18 protein-coding genes are annotated in these 19,217 nt (G+C 68.6%); 10 read left to right on the plus strand and 8 right to left on the minus strand.

What is annotated here, in order from left to right; genetic code table 11:
• Positions 1-15: 15 nt before the first annotated feature.
• Complete coding sequence (locus A2G96_RS05385) at positions 16-771, minus strand: TetR/AcrR family transcriptional regulator (protein WP_062797434.1); 756 nt, start codon at positions 769-771, stop codon at positions 16-18.
• A gap of 82 nt (positions 772-853) precedes the next feature.
• Here A2G96_RS05385 and A2G96_RS05390 point away from each other — a divergent pair, with 82 nt between their 5' ends.
• Positions 854-3,142 carry a xanthine dehydrogenase family protein molybdopterin-binding subunit gene (locus A2G96_RS05390; protein ID WP_062797436.1) on the plus strand — a complete coding sequence of 763 codons (2,289 nt, stop codon included), beginning with the start codon at positions 854-856 and terminating at the stop codon, positions 3,140-3,142.
• 200 nt (positions 3,143-3,342) lie between these two features.
• On the plus strand, positions 3,343-4,518 hold the full coding sequence (locus A2G96_RS05395; RefSeq protein WP_062797439.1) for an IS481 family transposase: 1,176 nt from the start codon (positions 3,343-3,345) through the stop codon (positions 4,516-4,518).
• A gap of 119 nt (positions 4,519-4,637) precedes the next feature.
• Here A2G96_RS05395 and A2G96_RS05400 read toward each other — a convergent pair whose 3' ends face one another.
• A complete protein-coding gene (locus tag A2G96_RS05400; protein ID WP_062797440.1) occupies positions 4,638-5,114 on the minus strand; it encodes a MarR family winged helix-turn-helix transcriptional regulator in 477 nt (158 codons plus the stop codon).
• A gap of 205 nt (positions 5,115-5,319) precedes the next feature.
• On the opposite strand from A2G96_RS05400, the gene A2G96_RS05405 reads away from it, so the two are divergent.
• The 4 genes from A2G96_RS05405 to A2G96_RS05420 are packed head-to-tail and all read left to right on the plus strand — an operon-like array spanning position 5,320 to position 8,525.
• A complete protein-coding gene (locus A2G96_RS05405) occupies positions 5,320-6,207 on the plus strand; it encodes a DMT family transporter (protein WP_062802075.1) in 888 nt (295 codons plus the stop codon).
• Between the two features lie 56 nt (positions 6,208-6,263).
• Positions 6,264-7,052: an SDR family oxidoreductase gene (locus tag A2G96_RS05410; RefSeq protein ID WP_062797442.1), complete on the plus strand. Its 789-nt coding sequence runs from the start codon at positions 6,264-6,266 to the stop codon at positions 7,050-7,052.
• A 44-nt stretch (positions 7,053-7,096) separates the two neighbouring features.
• Positions 7,097-7,498: a methylglyoxal synthase gene (locus A2G96_RS05415; protein WP_174549311.1), complete on the plus strand. Its 402-nt coding sequence runs from the start codon at positions 7,097-7,099 to the stop codon at positions 7,496-7,498.
• A 49-nt stretch (positions 7,499-7,547) separates the two neighbouring features.
• Positions 7,548-8,525 carry a quinone oxidoreductase family protein gene (locus A2G96_RS05420; protein WP_062797446.1) on the plus strand — a complete coding sequence of 326 codons (978 nt, stop codon included), beginning with the start codon at positions 7,548-7,550 and terminating at the stop codon, positions 8,523-8,525.
• Positions 8,526-8,594: 69 nt separating this feature from the next.
• Here the strand turns inward: A2G96_RS05420 and A2G96_RS05425 are convergent, their stop codons facing one another.
• The 6 genes from A2G96_RS05425 to A2G96_RS05450 form a co-directional block, all read right to left on the minus strand.
• Positions 8,595-8,888 carry a YkvA family protein gene (locus tag A2G96_RS05425; RefSeq protein ID WP_062797448.1) on the minus strand — a complete coding sequence of 98 codons (294 nt, stop codon included), beginning with the start codon at positions 8,886-8,888 and terminating at the stop codon, positions 8,595-8,597.
• Positions 8,889-8,988: 100 nt separating this feature from the next.
• Positions 8,989-10,134: a BMP family ABC transporter substrate-binding protein gene (locus tag A2G96_RS05430; protein WP_062797451.1), complete on the minus strand. Its 1,146-nt coding sequence runs from the start codon at positions 10,132-10,134 to the stop codon at positions 8,989-8,991.
• A 55-nt stretch (positions 10,135-10,189) separates the two neighbouring features.
• Positions 10,190-11,110, minus strand: a complete 921-nt coding sequence (locus A2G96_RS05435; protein ID WP_062797452.1) for an ABC transporter permease — start codon at positions 11,108-11,110, stop codon at positions 10,190-10,192.
• Between the two features lie 18 nt (positions 11,111-11,128).
• The gene (locus A2G96_RS05440) at positions 11,129-12,238 is read right to left on the minus strand and encodes an ABC transporter permease (RefSeq protein ID WP_082818853.1); all 1,110 of its coding nucleotides are present in this window, start codon (positions 12,236-12,238) and stop codon (positions 11,129-11,131) included.
• On the minus strand, positions 12,231-13,793 hold the full coding sequence (locus tag A2G96_RS05445) for an ABC transporter ATP-binding protein (RefSeq protein ID WP_062797456.1): 1,563 nt from the start codon (positions 13,791-13,793) through the stop codon (positions 12,231-12,233). Before A2G96_RS05445 ends, A2G96_RS05440 begins: the two co-directional genes overlap by 8 nt.
• A 296-nt stretch (positions 13,794-14,089) precedes the next feature.
• Positions 14,090-15,007: a pirin family protein gene (locus A2G96_RS05450; protein WP_062797458.1), complete on the minus strand. Its 918-nt coding sequence runs from the start codon at positions 15,005-15,007 to the stop codon at positions 14,090-14,092.
• A 669-nt stretch (positions 15,008-15,676) separates the two neighbouring features.
• Here A2G96_RS05450 and A2G96_RS05455 point away from each other — a divergent pair.
• The 4 genes from A2G96_RS05455 to A2G96_RS05470 are packed head-to-tail and all read left to right on the plus strand — an operon-like array spanning position 15,677 to position 19,188.
• Entirely contained in the window at positions 15,677-16,393 is a 717-nt protein-coding gene (locus tag A2G96_RS05455) for an ABC transporter permease (protein ID WP_025582549.1), read from the plus strand.
• Between the two features lie 26 nt (positions 16,394-16,419).
• On the plus strand, positions 16,420-17,355 hold the full coding sequence (locus A2G96_RS05460; protein WP_062797460.1) for a glycine betaine ABC transporter substrate-binding protein: 936 nt from the start codon (positions 16,420-16,422) through the stop codon (positions 17,353-17,355).
• Between the two features lie 10 nt (positions 17,356-17,365).
• The gene (locus tag A2G96_RS05465) at positions 17,366-18,016 is read left to right on the plus strand and encodes an ABC transporter permease (protein WP_062797462.1); all 651 of its coding nucleotides are present in this window, start codon (positions 17,366-17,368) and stop codon (positions 18,014-18,016) included.
• A complete protein-coding gene (locus A2G96_RS05470) occupies positions 18,013-19,188 on the plus strand; it encodes an osmoprotectant ABC transporter ATP-binding protein OsmV (RefSeq protein ID WP_062797465.1) in 1,176 nt (391 codons plus the stop codon). Before A2G96_RS05465 ends, A2G96_RS05470 begins: the two co-directional genes overlap by 4 nt.
• Positions 19,189-19,217 lie beyond the last annotated feature (29 nt).

A 19,217-nucleotide genomic window follows, 5' to 3' on the forward strand; every position in this document is an offset into this window, starting at 1 on the left:
GCGCCCGTGCCAGCCTTAGCCAGCCGCCGCGCGCTTGCCGCGTGCCGCCTTGCGCGGCGCGGCGGCGGGTGGCACATGCGCCTCCGGCATGGCGCCGGGCACGGCCACCGTGCGCAGCACGGTCTGCTGGATCACATCGCGCCAGTGCGCCAGCGCCGGCGGGCTCATCATGGGCTCGCCCAGGAAGGCGCTGAGCGTATGATGGTTGGAGTTGTAGAAGTAGCCAAGCGAGGCGATCACCATGTAGACGTCGCGCGCGCCGGCGTCCGCGCGGAACAGCCCGGCGGCCTTGCCGCGCGCGAGGATGCCGTCGAGCACCGACAGCGCGTAGCTTGAGATCTCGCGCAGCCGCACCGATTTCTTCGCGTGCTTGCCCTGGCTCATGTTCTCGCTGGTCAGGATGGCGACGAACTCGGGATGGTCCAGGTAATACTGCCAGATGAAGTCGATCAGCTGCGACAGCGCGCGCACCGGGTCGGCGGCGTCGAGCTCATGCTCGAGCTGCTGCTCGGCCTGGTTGAGCTGCAGGTAGATGGTCTCCAGCACTTCGACGAACAGCTTCTCCTTGCTGCCGAAGTAGTAGTAGATCATCCGGTCGTAGGTCTTGGCCAGCGACGAGATGCGTTCGATGCGGCCGCCGTCGTAGCCGCGCTGGGCGAAGACCTTGATGGCAGCCCTCAGGATGCGCTCGCGGCTGTCCTGCGCCTGCCGGGCCCGGGTGCCGGCTGCCGCCCGACGGGTGGCGGGCGCGGCCGCAGTCTTGGTGGTCATGGTGAGTGTTCGTGCCGTGTGCCTGTTGGCTGGCAGTATAACGGTGGCCCGATCGGCGACCGGTGAAGGAAAGGATGAAACGATGACGGCAACCCAGCTGCAACCCCCGGCCCAGGCCGACGCCCCCACGCCGCGCGCGCTGCGGCTGGCGCTGCTGCAGGCCACCGGCGTGCTGCTGGTCACGCGCGCCCCGCAGGCGGCCGCGCGCCCGGCGCCGGGCCAGCCCGGCGCGGCGTCGGACTATGTGCCGGCGCTGCCGGACCTGTTTATCGCCGTGCGCGACAACGGCGAGGTGCTGGCCTTCAACGGCCACGTCGACCTGGGCACCGGCATCCGCACCGCGCTGGCGCAGATCGTCGCCGAGGAAATCGATGTGCCGCTCGACAGCGTGCGGATGGTGCTGGGCCATACCGAGGCCACGCCCAACCAGGGCCCGACCATCGCCAGCGCCTCGATCCAGATCTCGGCGTTGCCGCTGCGCCGCGCCGCGGCGCAGGCGCGCGCGTGGCTGCAGGCGCGCGCGGCGCTGCAGCTTGGCGTCGACGCCTCCGCGCTGGAAGCGGAGAACGGCGTATTCCGCGTGCGCGGCACCCAGGCCAGCATCCGCTACGCGGCGCTGGTGGCCGGCGAGCACGTGGAACTGCCGCTGGCCGACGACGTGCCGGTCAAGCCGGTCGAGTCCTACCGCGTCGTCGGCCGCGCGGCGCGGCGCGTCGATATCCCCGACAAAGCGCGCGGCGCACTGACCTTCGTCCACGACGTGCGCGTGCCCGGCATGCTGCACGGCCGCGTGGTGCGCCCGCCGTATGCGGGGCGCGACAGCGGCGCCTTCGTCGGCAACAGCCTGCTGGCGATCGACCGCGATTCGGTGCGCGACGTGACCGGCCTGGTCGAGGTGGTGGTGCAGGGCGATTTCGTCGGCGTGGTGGCGGAGCGCGAGGAGTATGCGGTGCAGGCCGCGCGCCGGCTGCGCTTGCAGTGGAAGCAGGTGCCGCCGTTGCCCGCGCTGGACGATCCGGAGCCGGCGCTGCGCGCCAACCCGGCCACGCGGCGCGAATTGCTGAGCGATGGCGAGCTGCCCGCCGGCGGCGCCGGCACGGTACTGCAGCGGCGCTACGTGTGGCCGTACCAGATGCACGGCTCCATCGGCCCGTCCTGTGCCGTGGCCGACTGGCACGAAGAGGGCCTGACGGTGTGGTCCGGCACGCAGAACCCGCACATGCTGCGCATCGACCTGTCCCGGCTGTGCGGGCTGGGCGAGGACCGCATCGAGATCGTGCGCATGGAGGCCGCCGGCTGCTACGGCCGCAATTGCGCCGACGACGTCTGCGCCGACGCGGCGCTGCTGTCGCGCGCGGTGGGGCGGCCGGTGCGCGTGCAGCTGTCGCGCGAGCAGGAGCACTTGTGGGAGCCCAAGGGCGCGGCCCAGCTGATGGATGTCAGCGCCACGCTCGGCGCCGATGGCGCGCTGCTCGGCTATGACTTCACCAGCCGCTATCCGTCCAACGATGCGCCCACGCTGGCGCTGGTGCTGACCGGCGCCGTGTCCAACGCGCCGCGCACGCTGGAGATGGGCGACCGCACCGCGGTGCCGCCCTACGCCTATGCCGCGCGCCGCATCGGCTGCGACGACACGCCGGCGATCGTGCGTGCGTCATGGCTGCGCGGCGTGTCGGCGCTGCCCAATGCGTTCGCGCACGAGTGCGTGATCGACGAGCTGGCAGCGGAGGCGGGCGCCGATCCGGTGGAATTCCGCCTGCGCCACCTGCCGGATGAACGCGCGGCGGATTTGCTGCGGGCCGTTGCCGAATCGGCCGGCTGGCAGCGCGGCACGGCCGGAGCGCGCGGCGTGCCGGATGCCGACGGCCGGCTGCGCGGCCGGGGCGTGGCCTACGCGCGCTACATCCACAGCCGTTTCCCCGGCTTCGGCGCGGCCTGGGCCGCGTGGGTGGTGGACCTGTCGGTGGACGCGGCCACGGGCCGCATCACCATCGACAAGGTAGTGGTGGGCCAGGACACCGGCATGGTCGTCAATCCCGACGGCGTGCGCCACCAGATCCACGGCAATGTGGTGCAGACCCTCAGCCGCGTGCTGAAGGAGCAGGTCCGCTTCGATGCCGACGGCGTCGCCAGCCGTGAATGGGGCAGCTATCCGCTGCTGACCTTCCCGGAAATCCCGCCGATCGAGGTGGTGCTGATGCCGCGCCAGTCAGAGCCACCGCTGGGCGCCGGCGAATCGGCCTCGCTGCCGGGCGCGCCGGCGATTGCCAATGCGTTGTTCGATGCGCTGGGAGTGCGCCTGCGCCGGCCGCCGTTCGTGCCGGAGACGGTGCTGGCGGCGATGGCATCGACGGCATCGACCAAGGGCTGACTGTGTACTCCCTCTTCCGCTTGCGGGAGAGGGTTGGGGTGAGGGCGGGGAGCATCCACGAAGCGAAGCCTGTCGCTATTGCCAGCGCCGGGCCCTCACCCCCGGCCCCTCTCCCGCTGTATGGACCGGGGACATAGGTGACAGGTGTGCGAGGACATGGTTGACACTCCCGGGCAGATATCTGCCCGGGAGAACGAACCATGCCGTGGAGCGCCCGAGACACCATGAGCCTTCGCCTGGAGTTCATTGCCCTGGCTTCCCAGCCGGGATGCAACCGTCGGGAGCTGTGCCGACGGTTCTCGATCAGTCCGCAAACCGCTTATAAGTGGCTGGCCCGGCATCGGCAGGAAGGCGCCGCGGGCTTGGCCGACCGGCCCAGGCGGCCGCACCACAGCCCCGAGCGCACCGCTGATTTCGTGGAGGAACTGGTGCTGATGCTGCGCCGCGAACACCCGACCTGGGGTGGGCGCAAGATCAGCCGCAGGCTGTCCGACCTGGGCCACGCCGAGGTGCCTGCGCCCAGCACGGTGACCTCGATCCTGCATCGACATGGTCTGATCGATCCGCAGGCCAGCGCCCAGGCCACCCCCTGGCGGCGGTTCGAGCACGACGAACCCAACGAGCTGCTGCAGATGGACTTCAAGGGTCAGGTGCCCAATGAGCAGGGCGTCTGCTTTCCGCTCACGCTGATCGACGACCATTCCCGCTTCAACCTGTGCCTGGCAGCCTGCGCGGACCAGCGCCGCCAGACGGTGCAGCAGCAGCTGATCGGGGCCTTCCGCCGCTACGGCCTGCCCCGGCGCATCACCATGGATAACGGCCCTCCATGGGGAGGCGGCGACGAAGAGGGGCTGGGCTACACCAGGCTGACGGTCTGGTTAATGCAACTAGGGATCCGGGTCAGCCATTCACGGCCCTATCACCCACAAACACAGGGCAAGGACGAGCGGTTCCACCGCACCCTGAAGGCCGAAGTCCTGCAGCACCGCCGCTTCGTGGACAACACCGAGGCGCAGCAGGTCTTCGATCGATATCGGTACGTGTACAACCACGAGCGACCCCATCAGGCCCTGGGAATGCAGGTGCCGGCCCAACGCTATCGCGTGAGCAACGTGGCCTACCCGGAGGCGCTGCCGGAGGTGCAGTACCAGAGCGGCGACCGTGTCTACAAGGTCGACAGCAGCGCACGGATCATGGTTGGCAACCGGCGCATCAAGATCGGCAAGGCGTTCATCGGCCAGTGGATCGCGCTACGCCCGACCCGGCGCGACGGCGTGTTGGCCATATGGTTCAGCCGCTTTGAAATCGGCGAAATTAGCCTGCACGCCGTAGCGGCGTGCAGGCCACAAGCATCACCTAGGGACGTAACCCCTTGACGTCTACAATGTGTCCACCATGTCCTCGCACATGCGTCCACCATGTCCCCGGTCTATACATCCCGCATGCGGGAGAGGGGAGAAAACAAGCGAGAATCTGGGAGTCTGCAGCGTGCTAGCTAGCCGCCATTCCCCTCATCGATCTCGCTCATCTTGCGCAGCAGGTAAGTCACCGCCACGCGCTCGGCCGGATTCAGGCTGCCGAAGGTCTGCTCCGAGATCTCCTTCGCGAACGGCACGGTCTGGTCGATCAGCGCCAGCCCGGCGGGCGTGACCGTTACCACGACCTTGCGCCGGTCGTTGGGGTCATGCGAGACCGCGATCAGCTTGCGCGACTTGAGCCGGTCGATGATGCCGCGCACCGTGGCCTGGTCGATCGCGGTGGCGCGCACCACCTCGTTCATCGAGCAGGGTTGCCGATCACGCACCGCGCACAGCACCACGAACTGCGCCGCGGTCAGCTGCGAATCGGGGATGGTCTGCTGGAAGATCGCGACATGGCGCTGGTAGGCGCGGCGCAGCAGATGGCCCACCTGCTCGGTGAAGTCATAGTCGGCGGCGGGCTTGCCGGAAGGCGTGTCGGCGGGCTGGGGCACGAAGCAGGCGCGGTGGCTGGAGGTGACCGAGAGTATACCGAGGAAGGCCGCGCAACAGGGCGTGCGCGCGGCCGGGGCGGCGTCCGATGCCCTCGCGCCTTTTCGAATACAATCGTCGGGTCGTTTTGCGGGGCCGCCGTGCCGGTCCGCTTTCCCCGTATTCTTCGTGCCCGCCTCCCACACGTCTCCCGCCGTGCCCGCCGCGCTGCCGTCGCCGCAGCGCTCGGGCCTTGTCATCGCCGCGGTGGGCGCGGTGCTGTTCTCGGCCAAGGCGATCGTCGCCAAGCTGATGTACCGCTACAACGTCGATGCCGTGATGGTGATCACGCTGCGCATGCTGTTCGCGGTACCGCTGTTCATGGCGATCGGCTGGTGGCAGTCGCGCCGGCTGGCGCCGCTGTCGTGGGCGGACCGTGGCCGGGTGGTGTTTCTCGGCTTTATCGGCTACTACCTGTCCAGCTTCCTGGACTTCGTCGGCCTGCAGTACATCACTGCCGGGCTGGAGCGGCTGATCCTGTTCCTGACGCCGTCGTTCGTGCTGCTGGCCACTGCGCTGCTGTTGCGCCGGCCGATCGGCAGGCACCAGTGGCTGTCGCTGCTGCTGGCCTATGCCGGCATCGTGCTGGTGTTCGCGCATGACCTCGATGTCAGCGGCAGCCAGGTGTGGCTGGGCGGCGCGCTGGTGCTGGGCAGCGCCATCACCTATGGTATCTACCTGATCCTGAGCGGCGAGCTGGTGCGGCGCATCGGCTCGCTGCGGCTGGTGGCGTATGCCATGTGCGTGTCGACCGCGTGCTGCGTGATCCAGTACCTGGTGCTGGGCCGGCCGCTGGCGGAGCTGGCGCAGCCGGCGCCGGTGATGTGGCTGTCGCTGGTCAACGCGGTGTTCTGCACCGTGCTGCCGGTGTCGCTGACCATGGTCGCAGTGGCGCGCATCGGCGCGCCGATGGCGTCGCAGGCCGGCATGATCGGGCCGGTGTCGACGCTGTTGCTGGCGTTCTGGCTGCTTGGCGAGCCCGTCAGCGGCGTGCAGCTGGCCGGCAGCGCGCTGGTGCTGGGCGGCATGTATTTGCTGTCGGCAAGGAAAAACTGATTCGCGGGCCCGCCCGGCGCGGGTCCGTCATGGACAACAGACTAGGGAGAAAACACATGGATCTGGGACTGCGCGGCAAGCATGCGCTGGTATGCGGCGCCAGCAAGGGCCTGGGCTTTGCCTGCGCCGACGCGCTGGCGGCCGAAGGCGTCGACGTGGTGATCGTGGCGCGCGGCGCCGAGGCGCTGGAAAAGGCCGCGGCCGACCTGCGCGCGCGCCATGGCCGCCGCGTGATCGCGGTGGCGACCGACATCACCACGCCCGAGGGCCGCACGGCGGCGCTCGACGCCGCCGCCAAGCTGGGCGATCTCGACATCCTGGTCAACAACGCCGGCGGCCCGCCGCCGGGCAATTTCCGCGACTGGGAGCGCAGCGACTGGCTGGCCGCGCTCGACGCCAACATGCTGACCCCGATCGAGCTGATCAAGGCCACCGTCGACGGCATGATCGCGCGCAAGTGGGGCCGCATCATCAATATCACCAGCGGCGCGGTCAAGGCGCCGATCGATGTGCTGGGCCTGTCCAACGGCGCGCGCTCCGGGCTGACCGGCTTCGTTGCCGGCGTCGCGCGCGAAGTGGCGCAGCACGGCGTCACCATCAACAACCTGCTGCCGGGCCCGTTCAATACCGACCGGCTGTTCAAGACCATGGAAGGCGGCGCGAAGAAGGCCGGCCTGAGCGTCGAGGAAGTGGCGCAGCGCCGCGCCGCGGCCAACCCGTCGCGCCGCTTCGGCGAGCCGGCCGAGTTCGGCGCCACCTGCGCCTTCCTGTGCAGCCGCCATGCCGGCTACATCACCGGCCAGAACATCCTGCTCGACGGCGGCGCCTTCCCTGGCACGTTCTGAGTTGCAGTTTCCCGCCCTTTACCGTACTCCGCCACAAGGAAGCCCTGATGAACCGGCCTCGTATCGCGCTGATCGCCCATGACCACAAGAAGGACGACATCGTCGCCTTCGCCGCGCGCCATCGCGCCTTCCTGTCGCAGTGCGAACTGCTTGCCACCGGCACCACCGGCGGGCGCCTGATCGACGAAGTCGGGCTCGACGTCATGCGCATGCTGTCGGGGCCGTGGGGCGGCGACCTGCAGATCGGCGCGCAGCTGGCCGAAGGCCGAGTCAGCGCGGTGGTGTTCCTGCGCGACCCGATGACGCCGCAGCCGCACGAACCCGATATCAACGCGCTGGTGCGCGCCTGCGACGTGCACAACGTGCCGTGCGCGACCAACGTGGCCAGCGCCGAGCTGCTGCTGGCCGGGCTTGCGCGCGAGAACGGCGCGGCGCAGGCCGGCTGATTTCCCCGCATTCCCGATCGATGCCTCACCAAAACAAGGAGCGACGCAGATGAGCAAAGCCATCCGGATCGAGCAGACCGGCGGTCCCGAAGTCATGCAGTGGGTCGATGTACAGGTGGGCGACCCCGGCCCCGGCGAAGTGCGCGTGCGCCATGAAGCAGTGGGCCTGAACTACATCGATGTCTATTTCCGCACCGGGCTGTACAAGCAGCCGCTGCCGGGCGGGCTCGGCATGGAAGGCGCCGGCGTGGTCGAGGCGGTGGGCGAGGGCGTGCGCCACGTCGCCGTGGGCGACCGCGTCGCCTATGCCGGCCGTCCCACCGGCGCCTATGCGCAGGTGCGGGTGATGCCGGCCGATATCGTGGTGCGGCTGCCCGATGCGATCCCGTTCGACACCGCCGCGGCGATGATGCTGCAGGGGCTGACCGCGCAATACCTGATCCGCGACAGCTACAAGGTGCAGCCCGGCGACACCGTGCTGCTGCACGCGGCCGCGGGCGGCGTCGGCCTGATCGCGTGCCAGTGGCTGAAGGCGCTGGGCGTGACCGTGATCGGCACCGTCGGCAGCGACGAAAAGGCCGAACTGGCGCGCGCCAACGGCTGCGCCCACACCATCGTCTATACGCGCGAATCGTTCGTCGAACGGGTCAGGGAGATCACCAACGGCAAGGGCGTGCCGGCGGTCTATGACTCGATCGGCAAGGACACCTTCCAGGGCTCGCTCGACTGCCTGGCGCCGCGCGGCACCATGGTCAGCTTCGGCAACGCCTCGGGTCCGGTGCCGCCGTTCGACCTGTCGGTGCTGGGCAGCAAGGGCTCGCTGCGGCTGACGCGGCCGACGCTGATGACCTACGTGGTACACCGCGAACTGCTCGAGCCGATGGTGGCCGACCTGTTCGACGCCGTCACCACCGGCAAGATCAAGGTCGATATCCGCCAGCGCTACGCGCTGTCCGAAGTGGCGCAGGCGCACCGCGACCTGGAAGCGCGCAAGACCACCGGCTCGACCATCCTGCTGCCGCACTGAAAGCGGTTTTGCGCAGGCATGAAAAATCCCCGGGACACTCGGTGTCCCGGGGATTTTTTGGTGGCGGCGTCAGTGCGGCCGTACCGTGGTGGCGGTGGCGCGCGCCTGCGCCTGGCGCAGGATATGCGGTGGCAGGCGCTTCAGGATCAGGTGGACCGCCAGCGGGATCAGCACCACGTCGTCGATGATGCCGAGGCCCGCGACCACGTCAGGTACCAGATCGATCGGCGAGATCGCGTACAGCAGCAGCCCGATCGCCGCCGGTTTCAGCCATGCCGGGGCGTCCGGATGGCGCAGCGCATACCAGAACAGGCGGCCGTCGCGGCGAACCAGCGTCCACAGGGCCGAAAAACGCTTCAACATGAGAGGCCTCCTTCACATGGCGGGCGCCTGACACCGGCGTATACGCAGAGAGGTTGGGCCGGTCTCGCGGGCTTCAAGTTCCGGAGGTGCGCGCGGATGCTCAACCCGGGATTTTCCCTTCCACGCCCTCGACGTAGAACTTCACGCCGTGCAGGAATTTGTCGTCGGCGACCTGGTCCCTGGCCAGCTGTTCCTTGCCGGTGTTGTCCTTGATCGGTCCCTTCCAGATCGGCGCGGTGCCGTCGATGATGCCCTTCTTGCGCTCGTCGACCAGGGCCTTGACCTCGGCCGGCACGTCCGCGTTGTAGCTCTTCAGGTCGATCATGCCTTCCTTCAGGCCCCACCACGTGGTGCTGTTCTTCCACTGGTTGTTCAGCACGTCTTCGACCACCTTGTTGTAGTAGACGCCCCACGAGATCACCGACGCGGCCAGGTGCGCCTTGTCGCCGAACTTGGTCATGTCGCTGTCCCAGCCGAAGGCATGCACGCCTTTTTCCTGCGCGGTCTGCACCACGGCGGCGGAGTCGGTGTTCTGCATCAGCATGTCGACGCCCTGGCCGATCAGCGTGGTCGCGGCTTCGCGTTCCTTGCCCGGATCGAACCACTTGTTGACCCACACCACCTTGACCGTGGCGTTCGGGTTGACGCTGCGCGCGCCCAGCGTGAACGAGTCGATATTGCGGATCACCTCGGGGATGGGCACCGACGCCACCACGCCCATCTTGCCGGTCTTGCTCATCTTGCCGGCGACCACGCCCGCCAGGTAGGCGCCTTCATAGGTGCGCACGTCATACTGGGCCAGGTTGTCGGCGGTCTTGAAGCCGGTGGCGTGCTCGAACTTCACGTCCGGGAATTCCTTCGCCACCTTGAGCATCGACTCCATGTAGCCGAAGGTGGTGCCGAAGATCAGCTTGTTGCCCTGGCTGGCCAGGTCGCGGAACACGCGCTCGGCGTCGGCGGCGGATTCGGGCACGTTCTCGACGAAGGTGGTCTTGACCTTGTTGCCGAACTTCTCTTCGACCGCCTTGCGGCCGTTGTCATGCGCGAAGGTCCAGCCGGCGTCGCCGACCGGGCCGATATAGACGAAGGCGACCTTGAGCGGCTCGGCCTTCTGCTCGGCAGCAGGCGCGGCGCCCGGTGCAGGCGTCTCGGCGGGCTTGTCGGCTTCTTTCTTGCCGCAGCCGGCCAGGGCCAGCACGGCGGTGGCGGCCAGCGCCGCCAGGGTCTTCCTGCGCGTGACGATCATGATTTCTCCTTGTGTGAATCGTTGATGGCTCGGGGATTTCCGTCAGAAAAAACGATCAGGCGTTGCCGGGGCGGAACGGCTTGCCCAGCGACGCCGGCATGTTCAGGCGTATCCATGCCGGATTGCGCGAGATCAGCGCCAGCACCACGATGGTGGCGGCATAGGGCAGCATCGACAGGAACTGCGACGGCACCGACACGCCTACGCCTTGCAGATAGAACTGCAGGATGGTCACGGCGCCGAACAGCCACGCGCCCACCAGCACGCGGCCCGGACGCCAGGTGGCAAAGGTCGTCAGCGCCAGCGCGATCCAGCCGCGGCCCGCCACCAGGTTCTCGACCCACATCGGGGTGTAGACCAGCGACAGGTAGGCGCCCGCCAGCCCGCAGCAGGCGCCGCCGAACAGCAGCGCGCCGAAGCGGATGGTGCGCACCGGGTAGCCCAGCGCATGCGCGGATTCCGGCGATTCGCCGATCGCGCGCAGCGTCAGCCCCGCGCGCGTGCGGAACAGGAACCACATGATGGCGAAGCACAGCAGCAGGCTGAAATACACCATCCAGTGATGCTGGAAGAACGCCGGACCGACGAAGGGCAGGTCGGCCAGTCCCGGCACGGCCTTGGCCTGCGCCGGCATGGCATAACCGACGAAGCGCTGGCCCATGAAGGCCGACAGGCCGGTGCCGAAGATCGACAGCGCCAGTCCGGTGGCGACCTGGTTGGTGGCCAGCACCAGCGCCAGCCACGAGAACAGCGTGGCCATCAGCATGCCGGCCAGCGCGCCGGCGGCAAAGCCGAGCAGCGGCGACTGGGTCTGGTAGCCGACCATGAACCCGGCCACCGCGGCGACCAGCATCATGCCTTCGGCGCCCAGGTTGAGCACGCCCGAGCGTTCGTTGATCAGCAGGCCCAGCGCCGCCAGCAGCAGCGGCGTGCCGGCGTTGATGGCGGTGGCGATGAGGGGGGCGAGTTGTTCCATGTTGTTGGTGTGCTCCGCTCAGGCCGTGGCCGCGCGCCAGCGCAGGCGGTTGTCGATCAGCGTGTCGCACGCCAGCAGGAAGAACAGCAGCATGCCCTGGAACACCCAGCCGATGGCCGAAGGCAGGCCCAGGCGCGACTGCGCCATCTCGCCGCCGATATAGAACAGCGACATCATGATGCCGCCGAACACGGTGCCGACCGGATGCAGCCGGCCGATAAAGGCGACGATGATGGCGGTGAAGCCATAGCCCGGCGAGATCGACGGCAGCAGCTGCCCGATCGGCCCGACCACTTCGAACGCGCCCGCCAGCCCCGCGGTGGCGCCCGAGATCAGCAGCGCGCTCCACAGCGCGCTGCGCGCCGAGAAGCCCGCATAGCGCGCCGCCGCCGGCGCGGTGCCGCCGACCTGCAGCCGGTAGCCGGCGAAGCTGCGGAACACGAACACCGTCATCACCGCCACCAGCACCAGCATCACGACAAAGCCGGCATGCAGCCGCGAGCCCGACATCAGGTTCGGCAGCAGGTAGTCGGAAGAGAACACCTTGGATTGCGGGAAGTTCATGCCGTCGGGATCCTTCAGCGGCCCGTTGACCACCCACAGCAGCAGCTGCTGCGCGATATAGGTCAGCATCAGCGAGACCAGGATCTCGTTGGCGTTGAAGCGGTCCTTGAGCAGCGCGGTGAGCGAGGCCCACGCCATGCCGCCGGCAATGCCGGCCAGCGACGCCAGCACCAGCACCACGGTGCCGTTCATCGTTTGTCCCGGCACATCGAAGTACAGCACCGCCGCGCCGGCGCAGATGCCGCCGGCAATCAGCTGGCCGTCGGCGCCGATATTCCACACGTTGGCGCGGTAGCATACCGACAGGCCCAGCGCGCACAGCACCAGCGGCACGGTCTTGAGCAGCACCTCGCCGATCGCACGTTTGTCGCGCAGCGGATCGGCCAGGAACACCTTGAGCGCGGCCACGGGGTCCTTGCCGAGCGCCAGGAACAGCAGCGCGCCGAACAGCAGCGTCAGCGCCAGCGCCAGCACCGGCGAGGCGTAGGCCATCGCGCGCGAGGGCACACCGCGCGGCGCCAGCGTCAGCGGGGAACGGGGCATCAGGGGGCGCATATCAGCCATGGCTTGCCACCTCCCCGCCGGCGTTGGCCCGGGCCGGACCGCCATCCCACAGACCGCTCATCCACAGCCCGACCTGCTCGCGCGTGGCGGCCTCGGTCGCCAGCGACGGCGACAGCCGGCCCTTGGCAATCACGTGCAGCCGGTCGCAGATCGCGAACAGCTCGTCGAGCTCTTCCGACACCACCAGGATGGCGCAGCCGGTGGCCTTCAGCGCCAGGATCTCGTTGTGGATCTGCGCCGCGGCGCCGACGTCCACACCCCAGGTCGGTTGCGCCACGATCAGCACCTTCGGGCCGCTTTCGATCTCGCGGCCGACAATGAATTTCTGCAGGTTGCCGCCCGACAGGCTGCGCGCCAGCGCCTGCGGCCCGCTGGCCTTGACGCGGAAGCGGTTGATCACCGCCGACGCCAGCCCGCTGGCGGCGCCAGGCGAGATCATGCCTTGCCGGACATAGGGCGGGGTCTGGTGCGACAGCAGGATATTGGTGGCCAGGCTCATGCCCGGCACCGCGCCGCGGCCCAGGCGCTCTTCCGGCACGAAGGCCAGTCCGGCGCGGCGGCGCTGGCGCGCATCGAGGCGGCCCGCGGGCTTGCCATCGAGCTGCACCGAGGTGGCGTCGGCGCGCGTGTCCTCGCCGGACAGCGCGGCCAGCAATTCCTGCTGGCCGTTGCCCGAAACCCCGGCGATGCCGACGATCTCGCCCGCGTGCACATCGAGCGCAACCTGGCTCAGCTCGGTCGCGAACGCATGCGCGCGCGGCAGCGACAGGCCCTGCACGCTAAGCCGCACCGGCCCGCGTTCGGCCGCAACGCGCGCCTCGCGCGGCGGTTCGCCGCCGATCATCAGGCGCGACAGCGACGCCGCGGTTTCCTGGCGCGGATCGCACACGCCGGTGACCTTGCCCATGCGCATCACGGTGGCGTGATGGCACAGCGCGCGGATCTCGTCGAGCTTGTGGCTGATGTAGAGGATGCTGGTGCCTTCGGCGGCCAGCTGGCGCAGCGTGACGAACAGCGTTTCCACTGCCTGCGGCGTCAGCACCGAGGTGGGCTCGTCCAGGATCAGCAACTGCGGGCTGGCCAGCAGCGCGCGCACGATCTCGACGCGCTGGCGCTCGCCCACCGACAGCGTATGCACATGGCGGCTCGGCTCCAGCGGCAGGCCGTAGCGTTCGGCGGTGGCGCGGATGCGCCCGGCCAGCTGCTTCATATTGCCCTGTTGCGCGGCCGGCAGGCCCAGCGCGATGTTCTCCGCCACGGTCAGCGTGTCGAACAGCGAGAAATGCTGGAACACCATGGCGATGCCCAGGTTGCGGGCGTCGTGCGGGCTGCCGATGCTGACCGGCGCCCCGTTGAAGTGCATCTCGCCGGCATCCGGACGGACCGCGCCGAAAATGATCTTCATCAGGGTGGACTTGCCGGCGCCGTTTTCACCCAGCACGGCATGGATCTCGCCGGGCGCGACGCTGAGGCTGACGTCGTCGTTGGCGACGACGCCCGGGTAGCGCTTGCTGATATGGGCCAGCGCCAGCCGGGGAGGGAGTTGTGATGTCACTGAGGCGGCTCGGGTTGTTGTTGTGGCAGCAACGGGGATGCGTCAAAGCGCGGCAGTGCGTGGCGCAGCATCGCCGCGACGCATTGCAGCATTCATCATGGATTCGTGATGCCGGATATTGGTGACGAATTATATAAGTGTGCACGGGCTGGAAGGCTTGAATCGGGCCGGTGTCCAGTCTGTGCAACGGTTGGCGGGTGGTTGCAAGTCGCATGCCGGCGCAAGCACAAAAAAAACGCCGCCTTCTTGCCGGAGGCGGCGGTCTTGTAACGCTGGCGAGCAGATCGGGCGGCGGATTACCCGCCCGTAGCCGTCGCAAACCTCCCATCCCGGAAATCCGCCAGGGTCTGGTAGATCTGCTCCTGCGTGTTCATCACGAACGGGCCGTACTGCGCGATCGGCTCGTTCAGCGGGCGGCCGGCGATCAGCAGGAAGCGCGCGTCGGCCTCGGCCCGCACGATGACGCCGTCAGCCTGGCCGGCGTTGTCCAGTACGCCCATGCGCTGCGCCTCGACCACGGCGCGGTCGTCGCCCGCGCCGACCGAGACTTCGCCCCGGTACACGTAGATAAAGGCGTTATGCCCGGCCGGCAGCGCCTGCGCGAAGTCCTGACCGGCCGACAGCTCGACGTCGAGGTAGACCGGCTCGGTCACCGGGCGCGTGATCGCGCCGGCCACGCCATGGCTGGCGCCGGCCAGCACGCGCACCGTGGCGCCATGCTCCAGCGCCACCGTCGGGATCTCGGCGGCGGGCAGGTCGCGATACCACGGCGCCGTCATCTTGTCGGCGGCCGGCAGGTTCAGCCACAGCTGGAAGCCTTCCATGCGGCCGTCTTCCTGTTCGGGCATTTCCGAGTGGACGACGCCGGCGCCGGCCACCATCCACTGCGCGCCGCCGCCCTGCAGCAGGCCCTCGTTGCCGGCGCTGTCGCGATGGCGCATGCGTCCGGCCAGCATGTAGGTGATGGTCTCGAAGCCGCGGTGCGGATGATCGGGGAAGCCGCCGATGTAGTCGTCCTTGCTGTCGGTGCCGAAGGCATCGAGCATCAGGAACGGATCGAGCCGGCGCTGCAGGTTCTGCGTCAGCACGCGCGTCAGCTTGACGCCGGCGCCGTCGGAGGTGGCGATGCCGCGCACCACGCGGTCGACGGTGCGCGAGCGCTGCACGCTTTCCGCGGCGGCGGCGGGAATGGTGGCGAGGGTACGGGTATCCATGTCTTGCTCCTGTGTGGCGGTCCGGCGGGGCGATGGCCGGCCGGTCCGTCGTTTCAGCTACCTCGTCAATTTAGTGGTTTGGCGGGGAAAGAGTAGAGGGCGCAAGGGCAACAGATTGTTCTGCCAGTGACTCAAGTCCAGTGGCTCGCTGGTTCGATTCCGGAACGATCGCGGCGCGGCGTGTGGCGCGTGCGGAGCCTCGCACAGCGGCGGCAGGAAGCCCGGAAATCGCTGTCAGATCGCCGCCGGAAAGCCCAAAGATGACAAGATCGATGAAGATCGCTATAATAGCGCTCTCTTTGTCATCCGTTGATGCGAGAAGCAGGGTGGGGAAAGTCCCGCCAGCTCTTGCCAGTCAACGGCCGATGGACCGGCGGCGCGTCGGAAAACTTCAATACTTGCGCTGCCACTGGCCAACCGTTCGCGCTGTGCTTGCACCGCCGGTTGCGCCGCTTCAGGGACCGCCCACACGGCATCCCGTCAATCGAGATTCCCCGCCCGCGGCGGACGAATCCACAGACCGTCCGCCGGCAATCGTGCCGGTCATGGCGGCAAGGCAATCTGAACCGGGACTGGTGGCGCCCATCTCCGCACGCACCAGCCCATATTGTTTTCCGTCGCCGGAAAGTGGCGCGCTGCGCGCTTTTTTGGGCCGGAGAAGGGGAGAGTATGTCAAAGCAACCGGCACGGGCACTGGCCTGGGCAGGACTGACGCTTGCCGCGCTGGCTGCGCTGGTGGCGTGGATCGGCGTCGATGTGATTCGCCAGTACCAGGAACGCCTGCTCTACGACGTCGTCGACCACCTGCGGCTGGTGGTGCTGTCGATGGCGCTGGCGCTGGCCACCGGCATCCCGGCGGGCATCGCGCTGAGCCGCCCGTGCATGCGGCGCTGGGCCGACCGGCTGATGCAGGTCTTCAATGTCGGCAATACCGTGCCGTCGCTGGCGGTGCTGGCGCTGGCGCTGGCCGTGCTCGGCATCGGCGAGCGGCCCGCCATCCTGGCGCTGTGGCTGGCCTCGCTGCTGCCGATCGTGCGCAATACCTACGAGGGCCTGCGCAATGTCTCGCCGACGCTGCTGGAAGCGGCGCGCGGCATCGGCATGACGCCGGCGCAGCGCCTGGTGCGGGTGGAGCTGCCCAACGCGCTGCCGGTGATGCTGGCCGGCATCCGCATCGCGCTGGTGATCAACGTCGGCACCGTGCCGCTGTCGTTTCTGATCGGCGCCAACAGCCTGGGCGAGCTGATTTTCCCGGGCATCTACCTGAACAACCAGCCGCTGCTGCTGCTGGGCGCTGCCGCCACCGCGCTGCTGGCGCTGGCGCTCGATGCACTGTTCGCCGCCGCCGGCCAGCTATACCTGCGCCGCCGCGGCCTGGCACGCTGAACCAAGGGGCCGATATGAAAGATCCGATGCAATTTATCCGCCGCCGCGCGCGCCGCGCCGCCATGCTGGTGGCAGCCGTTACCGCGTTCGCGGCGGGGCTGGCGCTGGCCACCGCGCCCGAAGCGCGCGCCGAGTCCGCGCCGATCCGCGTGGGCGGCAAGAACTTCACCGAACAGCTGCTGCTGTCGTCGATGACCACCAAGTACCTGCGCGCCAAGGGCTTCGACGCCGAGTTGACCGCAGGCCTGGGCAGCACGCTGATGCGCCAGGCGATGGAGAACGACCAGCTCGACGTGGTGTGGGACTACACCGGCACCGCGCTGATCGTGTTCAACAAGGTCGAGGAGAAGCTCGATGCGCAGCAAAGCTATGCGCGCGTCAAGCAGATGGACGGTGCGCGCGGGCTGGTGTGGCTGGACCCCTCGGGCATCAACAACACCTATGCGCTGGCCATGCCGAAGGAGCGCGCGGCGGCCAGCGGCGTGACCACGCTGTCGGCCTTTGCGGAGCGCATGCGCAAGGCCGGCGCCGACGCCAGCCATCCGTTCGCCGTCGACATGGAATTCGCCGCGCGCCCGGACGGGCTGGAGCCGCTCAAGGCGCTGTACCAGCTGCCGTTCTCGCGCCGCGACGTGATCCAACTCGATCCGGGCCTGGTCTACACCGCGCTGAAGAACAACCAGGTCGAACTAGGGCTGGTGTATGCGACCGACGGCCGCGTCAAGGGCTTCGACCTGGTGCTGCTGGAAGACGACCAGCACTTCTTCCCGCCGTACAACGCGGCGCCGGTGGTGCGCAAGCCCGTGCTCGACCAGCATCCGGAACTGGCGGGCCTGCTCAACGCGCTCGCGGCGAAGCTCGACAACGACAGCATGACCGAGATGAACTACAAGGTGGACATCGGCCAGCAGCCGGTGGACAAGGTGGCGGAGGACTTCCTGCGCGGCCACGGACTGATCTGAGGAGGGCCGCATGGACTTGTTCGCATACCTGCAACACAGCTGGCCCACGCTGCTGAAGCTGACCGGCGAGCATCTGGCGCTGGTGGGCTCGGCGGTGGGGCTGGCGATCCTGATCGGGGTGCCGCTGGGCATCCTGATCACGCGTTTCCGCGCGCTGGCGACGCCGCTGCTGGCGCTGGCGACGATCGTGCTGACGCTGCCGTCGATCGCGCTGTTCGGGCTGATGATCCCGATCTTCGCGCGCTTCGGCCATGCGCTCGGCTACGTGCCCGCGGTGACGGCGGTGTTCCTGTACTCGCTGCTGCCGATCATGCGCAACACCTACACCGCGCTCGCCAATGTCGATCCCGGCATCCAGGAAGCGGGCCGCGGCATCGGCATGACCACCTGGCAACGGATGCGGCTGGTCGACCTGCCGCTGGCGGTGCCGGTGATCCTCGGCGGCGTGCGCACCGCCGTGGTGATGAATATCGGGGTTGCCACCATTGCCGCCATCATCGGCGCGGGTGGCCTTGGGGTGCTGATCCTGCAGGCGATCAGCCAGAGCAACATGAGCAAGCTGGCCGTGGGCGCGGTCCTGGTCAGCCTGCTCGCCATCGTGGCGGACGCCTTGCTGCAGGGGTTGCAGCGGGCGCTGACGCCGAAGGGGATCCGTCTATGATCGAACTCGACCAACTCACCAAGTCCTTCCCGCAGAAAGACGGCACGGAAACGCGCGCCGTCGACGCCGTGTCGCTGACGGTGCCGCGCGGCGAGATCTGCGTCTTCCTGGGCCCGTCGGGCTGCGGCAAGACCACCACGCTGAAGATGATCAACCGGCTGATCGAGCCGACCTCGGGCACGGTGCGCATCGAAGGCGAGGACACGCGCGGACTCGATGGCGTGACGCTGCGCCGCAAGATCGGCTACGTGATCCAGCAGATCGGCCTGTTCCCCAACATGACCATCGAAGAGAACATCATGGTGGTGCCGCGCCTGCTGGGCTGGGACAAGAAGCAGTGCCGCGAGCGCGCGCGCGAGCTGATGGCGATGGTGCAGCTCGATCCCAACCGGCTGCTGGCGCGCTATCCGCGCGAGCTGTCCGGCGGCCAGCAGCAGCGCATCGGCGTGATCCGCGCACTGGCGGCCGACGCGCCGCTGCTGCTGATGGACGAGCCCTTCGGCGCGGTCGACCCGATCAACCGCGAGAGCATCCAGAACGAATTCCTGCAGATGCAGCGCCAGCTCGGCAAGACCGTGATCATGGTCTCGCACGATATCGACGAGGCCATCAAGCTGGCCGACAAGGTCGCAGTGTTCCGCCGCGGCAAGCTGGTGCAGTTCGACCATCCCGACGCGCTGCTGGCGCATCCGGCCGATGAGTTCGTGCAGGCCTTCGTCGGCCACGACAACACGCTCAAGCGCCTGCTGCTGGTGCGCGCCGGCGATGCCGCCACCATGCCGCCGAGCTGCCGCCCGGACATGCCGCTGGCCGAGGCGCTGGGCGTGATGGACGACGCCGACGTGCGCCACCTGCCGGTGGTCGACGACGCGCAGGTCGCGCTGGGCTACGTCACGCGCCGCGACGCGCGCTCGGGCCAGGGCACGTGCAGCGACGTGATGCGCCCGTTCGCGGCCACCGCGGCGTTCGACGAGCACCTGCGCATCGTGCTGTCGCGCATGTACCAGCACAACACCAGCTGGCTGCCGGTGATGGGCGCCGACGGCGCCTACCTGGGCGAGGTCACGCAGGAATCGATCGCCGGCTACCTGAGCTCCGGCCGATCGCGCGGCCAGGCCGGCGTGCCGGCGACCCCGGCGGCACCCGCGGCGCCGCTGCGCGCGGCCGCCTGAGCGGGCAACCGGACGCCCACGCCACGACG

Source organism: Cupriavidus nantongensis, assembly GCF_001598055.1.
GTDB classification, from domain to species: domain Bacteria; phylum Pseudomonadota; class Gammaproteobacteria; order Burkholderiales; family Burkholderiaceae; genus Cupriavidus; species Cupriavidus nantongensis.